Source organism: Nonomuraea spiralis (assembly GCF_014648435.1).
In the GTDB taxonomy this organism is placed as follows: Bacteria; Actinomycetota; Actinomycetes; order Streptosporangiales; family Streptosporangiaceae; genus Nonomuraea; species Nonomuraea spiralis.
In genome coordinates this window covers 116,099-129,433 of sequence record NZ_BMRC01000012.1, presented here as the reverse complement: position 1 = coordinate 129,433, position 13,335 = coordinate 116,099, and the positions used below count along the sequence as shown (strand labels likewise).

Genomic DNA, 13,335 nt, shown 5'->3' with positions numbered 1-13,335 from the left:
CTCAGTCTCCCACCGGGCCCGGCTCCCTCGCGTCGAGGTGCCGGGCCTGCTGCTGGAGGTGGGACAGCATGACCTTGCCCGCGGGAGTCAGGGCGCGGGTCTCGGGCAGGGTGGCGCCCACCGAGCGGCGTACCGAGGGCAGGGGCACCTGGAGTTCGAGGAGCTGGGGGTCGGTCCTGACGAACAGCGCGGGCAGTGCGGCGATCATGTCCGTGCCGAGCAGCAGGGAGCGGATCGTCAGGATGGAGGTGCACTCGGTGCGGTCGGGCGGCAGCGGCAGCCCGTCGCGGTGGAACACCTGCTCCAGCTCCCGCCGCAGCGAGGTCTGCTCCAGAGGCAGGATCCACGGGTAGTCCAGCAGGTCGGCCAGCGCGCGGGCCTGCCCGCCCGGGTGCCCGGCGCGGGCCACCAGCAGCACGGGCTCGTTGTAGAGCGGGATCTGGCGCAGGTCGGGGCGGTCCTCGATCGGGTTGAGCCGGCCGAGGATCAGGTCGAGGTCGCCGCCGGCGAGCTGGGGCACCAGCGAGTCGAACGTGCCCTCCTTGACGATCACGGTGATGCCGGGCCGCTCGGCCTTGAGCGCGGCGATCGAGCGGGGGAGCAGCACGTTCGTGGCGGCCAGCAGGGTGCCGACGGTGACGGTGCCGGCGGTCCCGTCGGCGAGGCCGGCGATGCGCTCGCCCGCGCGGCGCAGCTCGGCCTGTACGGCGCGGGCGTGCTCGATGAAGGCCTCACCGAAGAGGGTGGGGGTGACGCCGCGCGACCCGCGGGTGAACAGCTCCACGCCGAGGATCTGCTCCACCTCCCGCAGCCCCCGGGTGACGGCGGGCTGGGCCAGGTGGAGGTGCTCGGCGGCGCGCAGGACGCCGCCCTGCTCGGCGATGGTGGTCACGAGCACGAGGTGTCTCAGCTTGAGCCGGCCGTTCAGCAGGTCCAGCGGGCGAGATATCACGAAAACATCATATGACCAGGACGTACGTGCGCTATTTCGCTATATCGGCGGTGACCGGCTGGTCGCCCAGGCGTTCGGCGTCGTTGCGGGGGATCAGCAGCGCGGCGACCAGGCTGATGACCGTCACCACGGCCAGGTAGGCGGTGATCGACACCGACGTCCCGGTCGAGGCGAACAGCGAGGCCGCCACCAGCGGCGTGATGCCGCCGCCCAGCAGCGAGGCGAGCTGGTAGGCCACCGACGTGCCGGAGTAGCGGATCGCGACCGGGAAGAAGCTGGCGGTCAGCGTGCCCTGCGGCGCGTGCGTCATGGCCAGCACCGCGCCCATCACCAGCATGAACACCACGATGAGCGGCTTGTTGCCGGTGTTGACGACCGGCAGGATCGCCAGGGCGCCGGCCAGCAGCACCACCGAGCCCCAGGTGAAGACGGCACGCAGGCCGTGCCGGTCGCCGAGGTGGGCCCACAGCGGCGCGGTGACCAGCCAGACGGCGGCGCCGCCGATCACGCAGCTCAGCAGGAACGTCCGCGACAGGCCGGCCGCGGACTCGCCGTAGCCGAGGATGTAGACCATGAAGATGTAGGCCAGCGCGCTGTTGCCGATGATCACGCCGATCGTGTGCACCACCTCGCGCCAGTGGTCGCGCAGTACCACCGCGATCGGCAGCTTGACCGGCTTGCGCCGTTCGACCAGGCCTGCGTACTCGGGGCTCTCCTCGATGCGCAGCCGCAGGTACAGGCCGACCGCCACCAGCACGATGCTGAGCAGGAACGGCACCCGCCAGCCCCAGGCCATGAAACTCTCCTCGCCGAGCAGCGAGGAGGTGCCGAGGAAGACGGCGTTGGCGCAGAGCATGCCCGCCGGGGTGCCCATCATCGGGAACGCCCCGAACAGGCCGCGCCGGCCCTTCGGCGCGTGCTCCATCGTCAGCACCACCGCGCCGCCGAGCTCGCCGCCCAGCCCGATGCCCTGGGCGATCCGCATCACCACGAGCAGCACCGCGGCCCAGATGCCGAGGCTGGAGTACGTCGGCAGCACGCCGATCAGCGTCGTGCCGATCCCCATGATGAGCAGCGAGACGACGAGCGTGTTGCGCCGCCCGATCCGGTCGCCGAAGTGGCCGAACACGATGCCGCCGAGCGGACGGGCGAGGAATCCCACGGTCATGGTGCCGAAGGAGGCGATGGATCCGGCGACCGGGTCCAGGGCGGGGAAGAACTGCTTGTTGAAGACGAGGGCCGCGGCGGTGCCGTAGAGGAAGAAGTCGTACCACTCGATGGCGGTGCCGATGAAGGCGGCCCGCGAGACGCGGCGGGCTGCCAGGCGGCGATCTGTGTCCATCACTCTGTGCCTTCCAAATGGGGGTACGGAAGAGGATGCACGCAGGGGGTATGCCAGAACGAATACCTGTTCGGTCGAGTCGTATAGCAGAACTGACATATGACGAAATTCAGATAGCTGGGCGATATTTCGGTATTGGACTGTTATGTCCGGAGATCAGCAGAATGGCGGTCATGAAGCCCGCGCACTACGTCAACGGCGTCTTCACGACGGCGGGGACGGACTTCCCACTCATCTCGCCCGTCGACGGACGCATCGTCGGGACCGTCCCCGAGGCGTCCCGCGAGACCGTCGACGAGGCGGTCCGGGCCGCCCGCGCCGCCCTCGACGGCCCGTGGGGAGCCACCGGCGTCGAGGAGCGGTGCGCGTACCTGCGCCGGATCGCCGACGGGATCGAGGCCAGGTTCGAGGAGTTCGTCGCGGCCGAGGCCGCCGACACCGGCAAACCGCGCGAACTGGCCGCCACGGTCGACATCCCGCGCGCCGCCGGCAACTTCCGCGCCTACGCCGACCTCGCCTACGGCCGGCCCGAGCGCGCCTACCCCACCAGCGTCCCGGCCTGGAGCGGCAGCGGGCAGGCGCTCAACTACACCGTGCGCCGCCCGCTCGGCGTGGTCGCCGTCATCTCGCCGTGGAACCTGCCGTTGCTGCTGCTCACCTGGAAGGTCGCGCCCGCCCTGGCCGCGGGCAACGCCGTCGTCGCCAAGCCGTCGGAGGAGACCCCCTCGACCGCGACGCTGCTGGCCGAGGTGATCGACGCGGCGGGCCTGCCGGCCGGCGCGTTCAACCTGGTCCACGGCCACGGCGCGGGAGCGGCCGGCGAGCATCTGACCGCCCACCCCGGCGTGGACGCCATCGCCTTCACCGGCGCCTCGGCCACCGGCAGCGCCATCATGCGCAACGCCGCCGCGCACGTCACGCCGGTCTCGTTCGAGCTGGGTGGCAAGAACCCGGCCCTGGTCTTCGCGGACGCCGACCTGGAGGAGGCCGTCGAGGGCACGATCAGGTCCAGCTTCACCCACTCCGGCCAGATCTGCCTGTGCACCGAACGGGTCTACGTCCAGCGCCCGATCTTCGAGGAGTTCACGCGGGCGCTGGCCGAGCGGGCGAGGGGCCTGCGCGACTACGGGCCGATGATCTCCGCGCAGCACCGCGACAAGGTGTTGTCCTACTACCGGCTCGCCGTCGAGGAAGGCGCGACCGTGCTGGCCGGGGGCGGCGTGCCGGAGTTCGGCGACGACCGCGACGGCGGCTTCCACGTCGAGCCCACCGTGCTCACCGGCCTGCCGCCGCAGGCCAGGACCGTGCGCGAGGAGGTCTTCGGCCCGATCTGCCACGTGGCCCCCTTCGACGACGAGGACGAGGCCGTCCGGCTGGCCAACGACAGCCCGTACGGACTGGCCGCCACGGTCTGGACCACGGACCTGTCGCGTGCCCACCGCGTCGCGCCGCGCGTCCAGGCCGGGATCGTCTGGGTCAACTGCTGGAACCTGCGCGACCTGCGCACCCCGTTCGGCGGCGTGAAGGCCTCCGGCATCGGGCGCGAGGGCGGCGAGTACTCGCTCGACTTCTTCTCCGAGCCCGTCAACGTGTGCGTCAAGATATGAGGACCGAAGTGACAGACAACCATCGCGCCGCCGCCGCGCGGCTGCTGGAGGCGTACGCGTCCGGCCGCCCGTGCGAGCCGGTCCGCGACCTGGTCGACGGCCTGGAGGCGGCCTACGCGGTGCAGAACCTGCTCACCGAGCGCTGGCTCGGCGAGGGCAGGCGGATCACCGGCCGCAAGATCGGGCTGACCAGCGAGGCCGTGCAGCGGCAGCTCGGCGTCGGCTCCCCGGACTTCGGCGTGCTGTTCGCCGACATGGCCGTGCCCGACGGCGCGGAGATCCCGGCCGGCGCGGTGCTCCAGCCGCGCGCCGAGGCCGAGGTCGCGCTCGTGCTCGACCGCGATCTGCCGCACGAGCGGCACACGGTCGCCGACGTGATCGCCGCGACGGCGTTCGCGCTGCCCGCGATCGAGGTGGTCGGCAGCCGCATCCGCGACTGGGACATCACGCTGGCCGACACCGTCGCCGACAACGCCTCGGCCGGCCTGTACGTGCTCGGCAACCGCCCGGTCTCCCTGCGCGACCTGGACCTGCGGCTGGCCGGGATGGTCATCGAACGCCGCGGCGAGCAGGTCTCGACCGGCGTCGGCGCGGCCTGCCTGGGCCACCCGCTGCACGCCGCGGTCTGGCTGGCCGACACGCTGGCCGCGCTCGGCCGCCCGCTCCGGGCGGGCGACACCGTGCTGACCGGCGCGCTCGGCCCCGTCGTACCGGTACGGCCGGGCGACGTGCTGGAGGCCCGGATCGACGGGCTCGGCGACGTCCGCGCCGCCTTCGCCCAGGACACCCCCGAGGAGGACCGGTGAACGCGCTCGCCGAACGCCTGGACGAGGCCACCCTGACCGGCCGCGCCATCCCCCGCCTGACCGACGCCGCCGACCTCGACGTGCCCGCCGCGTACGAGGTGCAGCGTGCCCTGATCGAGCGGCGGCTGGCCCGCGGCGAACGGATCATCGGCGTCAAGATGGGCTTCACCAGCCGCGCGAAGATGATCCAGATGGGCGTGGACGACGTCATCTGGGGCCTGCTCACCGACGCCATGCTGGTCGAGTCCCGGCTCGACACGAGCGGGCTGATCCATCCGCGGATCGAGCCGGAGATCGCGTTCCTGCTGGACCGCCCGGTGCGCACGCCCGCCGACGTGGCCACGGCCGTCGGCGGCGTCGCGGTCGGCTACGAGGTGCTCGACTCCCGCTACGAGGGCTTCAGCTTCACCCTGCCCGACGTCATCGCCGACAACGCCTCGGCCAGCGGGTTCGGCCTCGGCCCCTGGCGCCGTCCGCAGGACGCGGGCGACCTCGGCAACGTCGGCCTGGTCATGGAGATCGACGGCCGCCAGGTCGCCGGCGGCTCGTCGGCGGCCATCCTCGGCCACCCGCTGCGCGCGCTGACCGCCGCCGCCCGGCTGACCAGGGCCGCCGGCATCGAGATGGAGGCCGGCTGGATCGTCCTGGCCGGAGCGGCCACGGCGGCCGTGCCACTGCCCGCCGGGGCGCACGTGCGCGTCGCCGCCGCCGGGCTCGGACACGTGGAGGTGACCACCCGATGAGCGACGACGCGCTGCTGGTCGAGGGCAAGGCCCGGCCCCGCGGCAGGTTCCCGCACGTCAAGCGGGCCGGCGACTTCGTGTTCGTGTCCGGCACCAGCTCGCGCCGCCCCGACGGCTCCTTCGCCGGGGCGAGCGCCGACGAGCTGGGCACCACCAGCCTCGACATCCGCGAGCAGACCAGGGCGGTGATCGAGAACATCGCCGACCTGCTGGCCGCCGCCGGAGGCGGCCTGGCGGACGTGGTGAACGTGACCACGTACCTGGTCAACATGAACGACTTCGGCGGCTACAACGAGGTCTACGGCACGTACTTCGACGAGAGCGGCCCCGCCCGCACCACCGTCGCCGTCCACCAGCTCCCGCACCCGCACCTGCTGATCGAGATCTCCTGCATCGCCCTCATCCCGCAAAGGAGCCCGGCATGATCCCCCCCTTCAACCTGAACAAGTGGATCGACGAGCACCAGGACCTGCTCAAGCCGCCGGTCGGCAACGCGCAGATCTGGAAGGACGCCGACCTCATGGTGACGATCGTGGGCGGCCCCAACCAGCGCACCGACTTCCACGACGACCCGATCGAGGAGTTCTTCTACCAGCTCAGGGGCGGAATGGTGCTGCGGGTCATGGAGGAGGAGGGCAAGCCTCCCGTGGACGTGCAGATCGGCGAGGGCGACGTCTTCCTGCTGCCGCCGCACGTACGGCACTCGCCGCAGCGGCCGGTGCCCGGCTCGATCGGGCTGGTCGTGGAGTTCGCCCGGCCGCAGGGCGCCCTGGACGCCTTCGAGTGGTACTGCGTCAACTGCCACCACCTGGTCCACCGCGCCGAGATGCAGCTCCAGTCGATCGTCGACGACCTGCCGCCGGTCTTCCGCGCCTTCCACGAGGGCGACCGCACCTGCCCCCACTGCGGCGCCGAGCACCCCGGCAAGGACTGGCCGGAGCATCTGCGGCCGGTGGTCCGGTGACCATGATCGACGTGCACGCGCACGTCTTCCCGCGGATCACCCGCGAGGAGGCGCGCATCCTCACCGGCGCCGGTGAGCCGTGGTTGCGCGACGGCATGATGATGAGCGGCGAGGACGACTACCGCCCGGTCACGCCGGAGTTGTGGGACGCCGGGGCCCGCGTGGCCGCGATGGACCGTACCGGCGTGGACGTGCAGGCCGTCTCCTCGACCCCGCTGCTGTTCGGCTACGCGGCCGACCCGGCCCGCGCGGCCGAGTGGTGCGACCTGGTCAACGACCGCGTGCTCGCCCACTGCGCGCAGGCCCCCGAACGGCTGCTGCCGTTGTGCCAGGTGCCGCTCCAGGACGCCGCCCTGGCGGCCAGGACGGTCACCGAGGCCAAGGCGGCCGGGCACCGCGGTGTGCACATCGGCAACCACGTCGGCCTTCGCAACCTGGACGACCCCGACATCGTCGCCTTCCTCGCGCACTGCGCCGAGCAGGACATGCCGGTGCTCGTCCACCCCTGGGACATGCTCGGCGCCGACCGCATGCGCGGCCACATGATGCCGTGGCTGGTCGGCATGGCGGCCGAGACCCATCTCGGCATCCTGTCGCTGATGTTGTCGGGGGCGTTCGAGCGGCTGCCGAGCTCGCTGCGGTTGTGCTTCTGCCACGGCGGCGGCAGCTTCGCCTACCTGCTCGGCCGGGCCGACAACGCCTGGCACCAGCGCGACATCGTCCGCGAGCACTCGCCGAGGCCGCCGTCGGCCTACACCGACCGCTTCTTCGTGGACTCGGCCGTGTTCGACCCGCGCGCCCTGCGGCTGCTGGTCGAGGTGATGGGGGCCGAGCGGGTCATGCTCGGCACCGACTTCCCGTTCCCGCTGGGGGAGCAGGACCCGGGCGCGGTCGTACGCGCCTGCCCGGAGCTGGACGACGAGGGCCGCGCCGCCGTCCTCGGCGGCAACGCCGCCGCGTTCCTGAGGCTCGCGGGATGACGCTCGCGCACACGCCGCTCGGGGTGCTGCGCGGCGTGCGCGCCGGCGGGGTGAGCACGTTCAAGGGGGTGCGGTACGCCGCGCCCGCCCGCCGCCTCGCCGCGCCGGAGCCCGCGCGCCCCTGGCGCGGCGTCGCCGACGCGCTCACGCCCGGCCCGCCCGCCCCGCAGCGGCCCGGCCGCATGGCCTGGGTGCCGGGCCTGGAGATCGACCCGGCCGCGTCGGCCGAGGACTGCCTGTTCCTCAACGTCTGGACGCCCTCCTGCGAGGGCCGCCGCCCGGTGCTGGTCTTCCTGCACGGCGGCGCGTTCGTCTTCGGCTCCGGCGCCCAGGCGATGTACGACGGCACCGCGCTCGCCCGCGACCACGGCCTGGTCGTGATCACCGTCAACTACCGGCTCGGCCTGCCCGGCTTCTGGCACGGCGACGGCGTCCCGGCCAACCTGGCCCTGCGCGACCAGATCGCCGCCCTGGAATGGGTACGCGACACCGCCGCGGCCTTCGGCGGCGACCCGCGGAACGTCACCCTGGCCGGTCACTCGGCGGGCGGCACCTGCGTGCTGGCCCTGATGACGTGCGCCCCCGGCCTGTTCGCCAGGGCGGCGGCGATGAGCCCCGTCCCGTACGGGTTCCGCACGCCCGCCGAGGCCACGGCCTGGACCGCGGCGGCGCGTTCGGCGCTCGGCGCGGACCCGTTCGAGGTGCCGCTCGCGGACCTGCTGGCCGCCGAGGAGGCCGCCGTACGCGCGTGCGCCCCGGCCGGCGGCCTGTTGCCCGCGGCGCCCGTCGTGGACGGCGACCTGCTGGCCGTCCATCCGTTGGAGGCGATCCGCTCTGGCGCCGCCGCGCCGGTCCCGCTGCTGCTGACGACGACGGCCGAGGAGACCCGCCTGTTCACCGCGATCGGCCAGGACGGCCTGGACACCGGCACGCTCTTCACCGGTCCGGCGCGGGAGCTCGCCGACGCCCACCACGGCCCCGCCGAGCACCGGGTCTGCGGACATCGCTCCCCGATGAGCCACGGCGGCATCGAGCTGGGCGCCTGCCACCTGGTGGACGTCCCCCTCTACCTCGGCACCCACGGCACACCCCTGACCGGTACGGGCCCGCAGGTCGAGGCGTTGGCCCGTTCCATGAGCACCGGGTTCGCCCGCTTCGTGACGGAGGGGTGAGCCGGGTGGTCTCAGGGGGCGGTCAGCGGGTGGCCGGGCAGCGGGGTGGACAGGATCATCGTGCTGGACGGCGGGCCGTACACCGCCAGGCGGTCGATCAGGTCCTCGAAGGCCACCATGGAGACGGCCACGATCCGCAGGATGCTGCAGACGTCGCCGGTCACCCGGTGGATCTCGCGGACCTCCGGCCAGGCCGCCAGCTCGGGATCGCGCAGCACGCAGCGCGAGCCGTAGCAGGACATGCGGATGAACGCCGAGACCGGCCAGCCGGCCTGGACCGGGTCGACCGTCGCGTGGTAGCCGGTGATCACGCCCGACTCCTCCATCTTGCGTACGCGGTCGGCCACGGCGGGCGCGGACAGGTGGATCCGGCGCGAGAGCTCCTTGAGCGAGAGCCGGGCGTTGTCCTGGAGTTCACGTAGCAGCTCCCAGTCCGTCTCGTCCACGATCGCACCTTCCGTTCGTAAAGCACATTTCACCATATAGCCCCAAATATACGGCTATATGGCGATATAGCCTTCCAAATGGCATTCCTTCTCCATCCTCCCGACGCCATCATGGGATGGCCGGCTACGAGAGGGGCAAAGCGCGTGGACGCTACGCGACAGTCATCCGCACTGCGGCCGACCACGGCGGAGGAACGCGCCGAAAGAGCCAGGACCACCGGCGGGGCCCCGACCCTGGAGTTCGGGACCCGCACGCCCTACGACGCCTACGTACGCACCGACGTGCTGCACGGGTTGCAGCACCCGCTGAGCGACGACGCGGGCGAGATGTCGTTCCTGATGATCACCCAGGTGATGGAGCTGTACTTCAAGCTCATCGCGTTCGAACTGCGCAACGCGCAGGAACGCCTGCGGGCCGACGACGTGTGGGGCGCGCTGGACCCGCTGCGCCGCACGGCGCTGCACCTGGAGGGCCTGAACGCGAGCTGGCGCGGGCTGCGCTGGATGACCCCCGCGGACTTCAACCGCTTCCGGGACGAGCTCGGCGAGGCCAGCGGCCTGCAGTCGGCGATGTACCGGCACGTGGAGTTCCTGCTGGGGCTGAAGAACCCGGCCCTGCTGCGCCCCTTCAAGCGCCAGGTCCGGACCCACGACGACCTGCTGCGGACCCTGGAGGCGCCGAGCCTCTGGGACGACGCCGTCGCCCTGCTCGCCCGGCACGGCCACGACCTGCCGCGCGAGCTGCTGGACCGCGACTTCGCCGCCGAGCACGAGCCGCATCCGGCCGTGGAACGCGCCTGGGTGGAGGTGTACCGGGACACGGGTCCCGGCAACGGGACGCGGCTGCTCGGCGAGGTGCTGACCGACGTGGCCGAGCAGTTCGGCGACTGGCGTCACCAGCACGTCACGGCGGTCCGCCGGGCCATGGGCGCCAAGCCCGGCAGCGGCGGCTCCAACGGCCTGGCCTGGCTGGAACGCAGCATGGCTCGGGTGGTCTTCCCCGAGCTGTGGTCCGCCAGGACCCACATGTGAAAGGGGAGGCACCCATGTCCGAGTCCTGGAAGCCCGCCGAGGAGGAGGCCCTCCGGCGCGACCGCGACGACCCCGGCCACCGCGAGCTCTTCCTGATCCCGCCCGCCGCGGGCGGCGGCCACCCCGAGAGTGCCTACTTCGCCGGCAACTCCCTCGGCCTCCAGCCCCGGGCGACACGGGCGGAGCTGGCCGAGGATCTGGAGGCATGGGAACGGCTCGGCGTGGAAGGACATCTGGAGGGCGCGCGTCCCTGGCTGCCCTACCACGAGCGGCTCACCGGACCGGCCGCCCGGCTGGTCGGGGCGCTGCCCGAGGAGACCGTGGTGATGAACTCGCTGACCGTCAACCTGCACCTGCTGATGGTGTCGTTCTACCGGCCGCGCGGCGCGCGCACCCGGATCCTCATCGAGGACACCGCGTTCCCCTCCGACAGCTACGCCGTGCGCAGCCAGGCCCGCCTGCACGGCCTCGACCCGGACGAGACCGTGGTCCGGCTGGCCGGCGGCCGGGAGGTGCTCGACTTCCTGGCCCGCGAGGGCGACACGGTCGCGCTGGTCCTGCTGGGCGGCGTCAACTACCTGACCGGCGAGCTCCTGGACATCCCCGCCGTCACGGCGGCCGGACGGGCGAGCGGCGCGGCCGTCGGCTGGGACCTGGCGCACGCCGCCGGGAACGTGCCGCTCAAGCTGCACGAATGGGGGCCGGACTTCGCCGCCTGGTGCTCCTACAAGTACCTCAACGCCGGGCCCGGCGCCCTCGGCGGCGTGTTCGTCCACCAGCGGCACCTGGGCGACCCGGCGCTGCCGCGCCTGGAGGGCTGGTGGAGCACCGAGCAGGCGACCCGGTTCGAGATGGCGCCGGTCTCCCGGCCGCCGGCCACCGCCGACGCCTGGCAGATCTCCAACCCGCCGATCTACGCGATGGGCCCGGTGCGCACCTCCCTCGGCGTCTTCGACGAGATCGGGATGACCACCCTGCGGGCCCGCAGCGTACGGCTCACCGGCTACCTGGAGAGCCTGCTCGACCGGATCACCCCCACCAGGCCGCTCACCGTGATCACGCCGCGCGACCCCGAACGCCGGGGCTGCCAGCTCTCCCTGCGCGTCGGCCGCGGCGGCGCGGCGGAGCTGACCCGGCGGCTGCGCCACGAGCACGGGGTCGTCGCCGACGCCCGCGAGCCGGACGTCGTCCGCCTCGCCCCGACACCCCTGTACTCGACCTACCACGACTGCTGGCGCGCGGCCGTCGCGCTGGCCGAGTGCGTCGCGGAGGAGCGATGAACGTCACTGTGGTCGGCGCCGGCCTCACCGGCTGCCTGCTCGCCTGCTACCTGGCCCGGCACGGCCTCGACGTCACCGTGTACGAGCGGCGGCCCGACCCGCGCGCCGGGCTCGCCGAGCGCGGCCGGTCGATCAACCTGGCCATCTCCGAACGCGGCCTGGACGCGCTGCGCCGGATCGGCCTGGAGGAGAAGATCATGGCCGACGCGCTGCCCATGCGCGGCCGGATGATCCATCCGGTGGACGGGCCGCTCGACTTCCAGCCGTACAGCCATGACGGGGTGCGTTCGATCAACTCGATCAGCCGGGGCGCGCTCAACGACACGCTGCTGGACGCCGCCGAGTCCGCGCCCGGCGTCAAGATCCTGTTCGGCCACCGGCTGACCGGTCTCGACCCGGCGACCGGGGCGATGGCGTTCGAGACCCCGGACGGCCCGGTCCGGGCCCGCGCCGACGTGGTGCTCGGGGCCGACGGCGCCGGCTCCGCCGTACGTGGGGAGCTGCTGGCGCACCGGGGCATCGAGGAGAGCCTGGACTTCCTGGACCACGGCTACAAGGAGCTGACGATCCCGGCCGTGGACGGCGAGTTCGCGCTGGACCCGCACGCCCTGCACATCTGGCCGCGCGGCACCTCCATGATGATCGCGCTGCCCAACCCCGACCGCTCCTTCACCTGCACGATGTTCTGGCCGACCGGCGGCACGTCGAGCTTCGCCTCGCTGAGCACCCCGGCGGCGATCGAACGCCACTTCCGCACCCACTACCCGGACGTGCCCCCCCTCGCGCCCGGTCTGGTACGGGAGTACCAGGACAACCCGGTCGGCCGGCTCGGCACCGTCCGGTGCTCGCCGTGGCAGACGGACGGCAGGGTCGGCCTGATCGGCGACGCGGCGCACGCCATCGTGCCCTTCTACGGCCAGGGCGCCAACTGCGGCTTCGAGGACGTGACCGTGCTGGACCGGTGCCTGGAGGAGTGCGGCGGCGACTGGGCCCGCGCCCTGCCGCTGTTCGAGCGGCGGCGCAAGGACAACACCGACGCGATCGCCGAGATGGCGCTGGCCAACTTCGTCGAGATGCGCGACAAGGTCGCCTCCCCGGTCCACCGGCTGGTCAAGAGCGTCGAGCACCGGCTCGAACGGGCGCTGCCCGGCCGCTACGTGTCGCGGTACGAGCTGGTGTCGTTCTCGACGGTGCCGTACGTGGAGGTCAGGCGGCGGGTGCGCCGGCAGCACCTGGCACTCGCCGCGGCCGGTGCCACGCTGCTCGCGGCGGGCGCGGCCGCGATCGCCGCGCTCTCCTCCCGCCGATCGCGGGGGCGGTGACCGTGGAGAACCGCAGCGTGCTGACCCGTCCGGCGCCGGGGCCCGTCCGCACCCTGCGCTACGGCGCGGACGTCGACCAGGTGATCGACCTCTGGCCGGCCGACGGGCCCGTGGTGGCGCTGGTCCACGGCGGCTTCTGGCGCCCCGAGTACGACCGGACGCACCTTCGCCCGATGGCCAACGCGCTGAACCGGTCGGGCTGGAGCGTGGCCGCGGTCGAGTACCGCCGCAGGCCCGGCGACCCGGCGGCGGCGGTCGAGGACGTCCGGGCCGCCCTCGGCGTGGTCGGGCCGTCGGTGGTCGTCGGCCACTCGGCCGGCGGTCATCTCGCGCTGTGCGCCCCCGTCCCCGGGGCCGCCGTCCTCGCCCTGGCCCCGGTCGCCGACCTGCGGCTCGCGGCGCGGCTGGGGCTCGACGACGGCGCGGTGACCGACTTCCTCGGCGGGCCTGCCGAGGGATGGCCCGGCCTCGACCCGGTACGGCGGCCCGATCCGCGGGGCCCGGTGGTGATCGTGCACGGCACCGCCGACGGGCGTGTGCCCCTCGGCGTGTCGGAGTCGTACGTGGCCGCGCACCCGGCGGTCTCGCTGGTACGCGTCCCGGAGGCCGACCACTACGGGCTCATCGACCCGGAGAGCTCGGCCTGGCTGCCGGTGCTGCGCGAACTGGCCGCCCTCCTGCCCGGCTGA

General features: G+C 73.0%; 14 protein-coding genes. 11 read left to right on the top strand and 3 right to left on the bottom strand.

The window, feature by feature from the left end:
- Position 1 precedes the first annotated feature (1 nt).
- Both IEZ27_RS28730 and IEZ27_RS28725 read right to left on the bottom strand, forming a co-directional pair.
- Positions 2-952, bottom strand: coding sequence for a LysR substrate-binding domain-containing protein (locus tag IEZ27_RS28730; RefSeq protein WP_229824430.1), 951 nt, complete (start codon positions 950-952; stop codon positions 2-4).
- Positions 953-983: 31 nt separating this feature from the next.
- Entirely contained in the window at positions 984-2,294 is a 1,311-nt protein-coding gene (locus IEZ27_RS28725; RefSeq protein WP_189650108.1) for an MFS transporter, read from the bottom strand.
- A 173-nt stretch (positions 2,295-2,467) separates the two neighbouring features.
- Between IEZ27_RS28725 and IEZ27_RS28720 the strand changes: the two genes are divergently transcribed.
- From IEZ27_RS28720 to IEZ27_RS28690, 7 genes are read left to right on the top strand one after another with little or no spacing between them, the layout of a single operon-like run.
- The gene (locus tag IEZ27_RS28720; protein ID WP_229824429.1) at positions 2,468-3,901 is read left to right on the top strand and encodes a 2-hydroxymuconic semialdehyde dehydrogenase; all 1,434 of its coding nucleotides are present in this window, start codon (positions 2,468-2,470) and stop codon (positions 3,899-3,901) included.
- An 8-nt stretch (positions 3,902-3,909) separates the two neighbouring features.
- Positions 3,910-4,707 (top strand): 2-keto-4-pentenoate hydratase, encoded by a 798-nt coding sequence (locus IEZ27_RS28715; RefSeq protein WP_229824428.1) that lies wholly within the window; start codon positions 3,910-3,912, stop codon positions 4,705-4,707.
- Entirely contained in the window at positions 4,704-5,450 is a 747-nt protein-coding gene (locus tag IEZ27_RS28710) for a 2-keto-4-pentenoate hydratase (RefSeq protein WP_189650105.1), read from the top strand. The genes IEZ27_RS28715 and IEZ27_RS28710 overlap by 4 nt, the downstream gene beginning before the upstream one ends.
- Entirely contained in the window at positions 5,447-5,875 is a 429-nt protein-coding gene (locus tag IEZ27_RS28705; protein WP_189650104.1) for a RidA family protein, read from the top strand. The genes IEZ27_RS28710 and IEZ27_RS28705 overlap by 4 nt, the downstream gene beginning before the upstream one ends.
- The gene (locus IEZ27_RS28700) at positions 5,872-6,414 is read left to right on the top strand and encodes a 3-hydroxyanthranilate 3,4-dioxygenase (protein WP_125637763.1); all 543 of its coding nucleotides are present in this window, start codon (positions 5,872-5,874) and stop codon (positions 6,412-6,414) included. The genes IEZ27_RS28705 and IEZ27_RS28700 overlap by 4 nt, the downstream gene beginning before the upstream one ends.
- Before the next feature lie 2 nt (positions 6,415-6,416).
- Complete coding sequence (locus IEZ27_RS28695) at positions 6,417-7,394, top strand: amidohydrolase family protein (protein ID WP_189650245.1); 978 nt, start codon at positions 6,417-6,419, stop codon at positions 7,392-7,394.
- On the top strand, positions 7,391-8,566 hold the full coding sequence (locus IEZ27_RS28690; protein WP_189650103.1) for a carboxylesterase family protein: 1,176 nt from the start codon (positions 7,391-7,393) through the stop codon (positions 8,564-8,566). The genes IEZ27_RS28695 and IEZ27_RS28690 overlap by 4 nt, the downstream gene beginning before the upstream one ends.
- Before the next feature lie 11 nt (positions 8,567-8,577).
- On the opposite strand, the gene IEZ27_RS28685 is transcribed toward IEZ27_RS28690, so the two are convergent.
- On the bottom strand, positions 8,578-9,048 hold the full coding sequence (locus IEZ27_RS28685; RefSeq protein ID WP_229824427.1) for an Lrp/AsnC family transcriptional regulator: 471 nt from the start codon (positions 9,046-9,048) through the stop codon (positions 8,578-8,580).
- Positions 9,049-9,156: 108 nt separating this feature from the next.
- Here IEZ27_RS28685 and IEZ27_RS28680 point away from each other — a divergent pair, with 108 nt between their 5' ends.
- Genes IEZ27_RS28680 through IEZ27_RS28665 form a run of 4 tightly spaced genes read left to right on the top strand, consistent with a single transcriptional unit; the run spans position 9,157 to position 13,335 of the window.
- Positions 9,157-10,044 carry a tryptophan 2,3-dioxygenase gene (locus IEZ27_RS28680; protein ID WP_229824426.1) on the top strand — a complete coding sequence of 296 codons (888 nt, stop codon included), beginning with the start codon at positions 9,157-9,159 and terminating at the stop codon, positions 10,042-10,044.
- A gap of 14 nt (positions 10,045-10,058) precedes the next feature.
- A complete protein-coding gene (kynU, locus tag IEZ27_RS28675) occupies positions 10,059-11,324 on the top strand; it encodes a kynureninase (RefSeq protein WP_189650101.1) in 1,266 nt (421 codons plus the stop codon).
- The gene (locus tag IEZ27_RS28670; RefSeq protein WP_189650100.1) at positions 11,321-12,646 is read left to right on the top strand and encodes an FAD-dependent oxidoreductase; all 1,326 of its coding nucleotides are present in this window, start codon (positions 11,321-11,323) and stop codon (positions 12,644-12,646) included. Before kynU ends, IEZ27_RS28670 begins: the two co-directional genes overlap by 4 nt.
- The gene (locus tag IEZ27_RS28665) at positions 12,643-13,335 is read left to right on the top strand and encodes an alpha/beta hydrolase (protein ID WP_189650099.1); all 693 of its coding nucleotides are present in this window, start codon (positions 12,643-12,645) and stop codon (positions 13,333-13,335) included. The genes IEZ27_RS28670 and IEZ27_RS28665 overlap by 4 nt, the downstream gene beginning before the upstream one ends.

Bases quoted from the DNA above. Each gene is read 5' to 3' on its own strand.
- IEZ27_RS28720 (WP_229824429.1), top strand. From the start codon at position 2,468: ATGAAGCCCGCGCACTACGTCAACGGCGTCTTCACGACGGCGGGGACG.
- IEZ27_RS28685 (WP_229824427.1), bottom strand. From the start codon at position 9,048: ATGGTGAAATGTGCTTTACGAACGGAAGGTGCGATCGTGGACGAGACG.
- IEZ27_RS28705 (WP_189650104.1), top strand. From the start codon at position 5,447: ATGAGCGACGACGCGCTGCTGGTCGAGGGCAAGGCCCGGCCCCGCGGC.
- kynU (WP_189650101.1), top strand. From the start codon at position 10,059: ATGTCCGAGTCCTGGAAGCCCGCCGAGGAGGAGGCCCTCCGGCGCGAC.
- IEZ27_RS28700 (WP_125637763.1), top strand. From the start codon at position 5,872: ATGATCCCCCCCTTCAACCTGAACAAGTGGATCGACGAGCACCAGGAC.
- IEZ27_RS28670 (WP_189650100.1), top strand. From the start codon at position 11,321: ATGAACGTCACTGTGGTCGGCGCCGGCCTCACCGGCTGCCTGCTCGCC.
- IEZ27_RS28690 (WP_189650103.1), top strand. From the start codon at position 7,391: ATGACGCTCGCGCACACGCCGCTCGGGGTGCTGCGCGGCGTGCGCGCC.
- IEZ27_RS28695 (WP_189650245.1), top strand. From the start codon at position 6,417: ATGATCGACGTGCACGCGCACGTCTTCCCGCGGATCACCCGCGAGGAG.
- IEZ27_RS28725 (WP_189650108.1), bottom strand. From the start codon at position 2,294: ATGGACACAGATCGCCGCCTGGCAGCCCGCCGCGTCTCGCGGGCCGCC.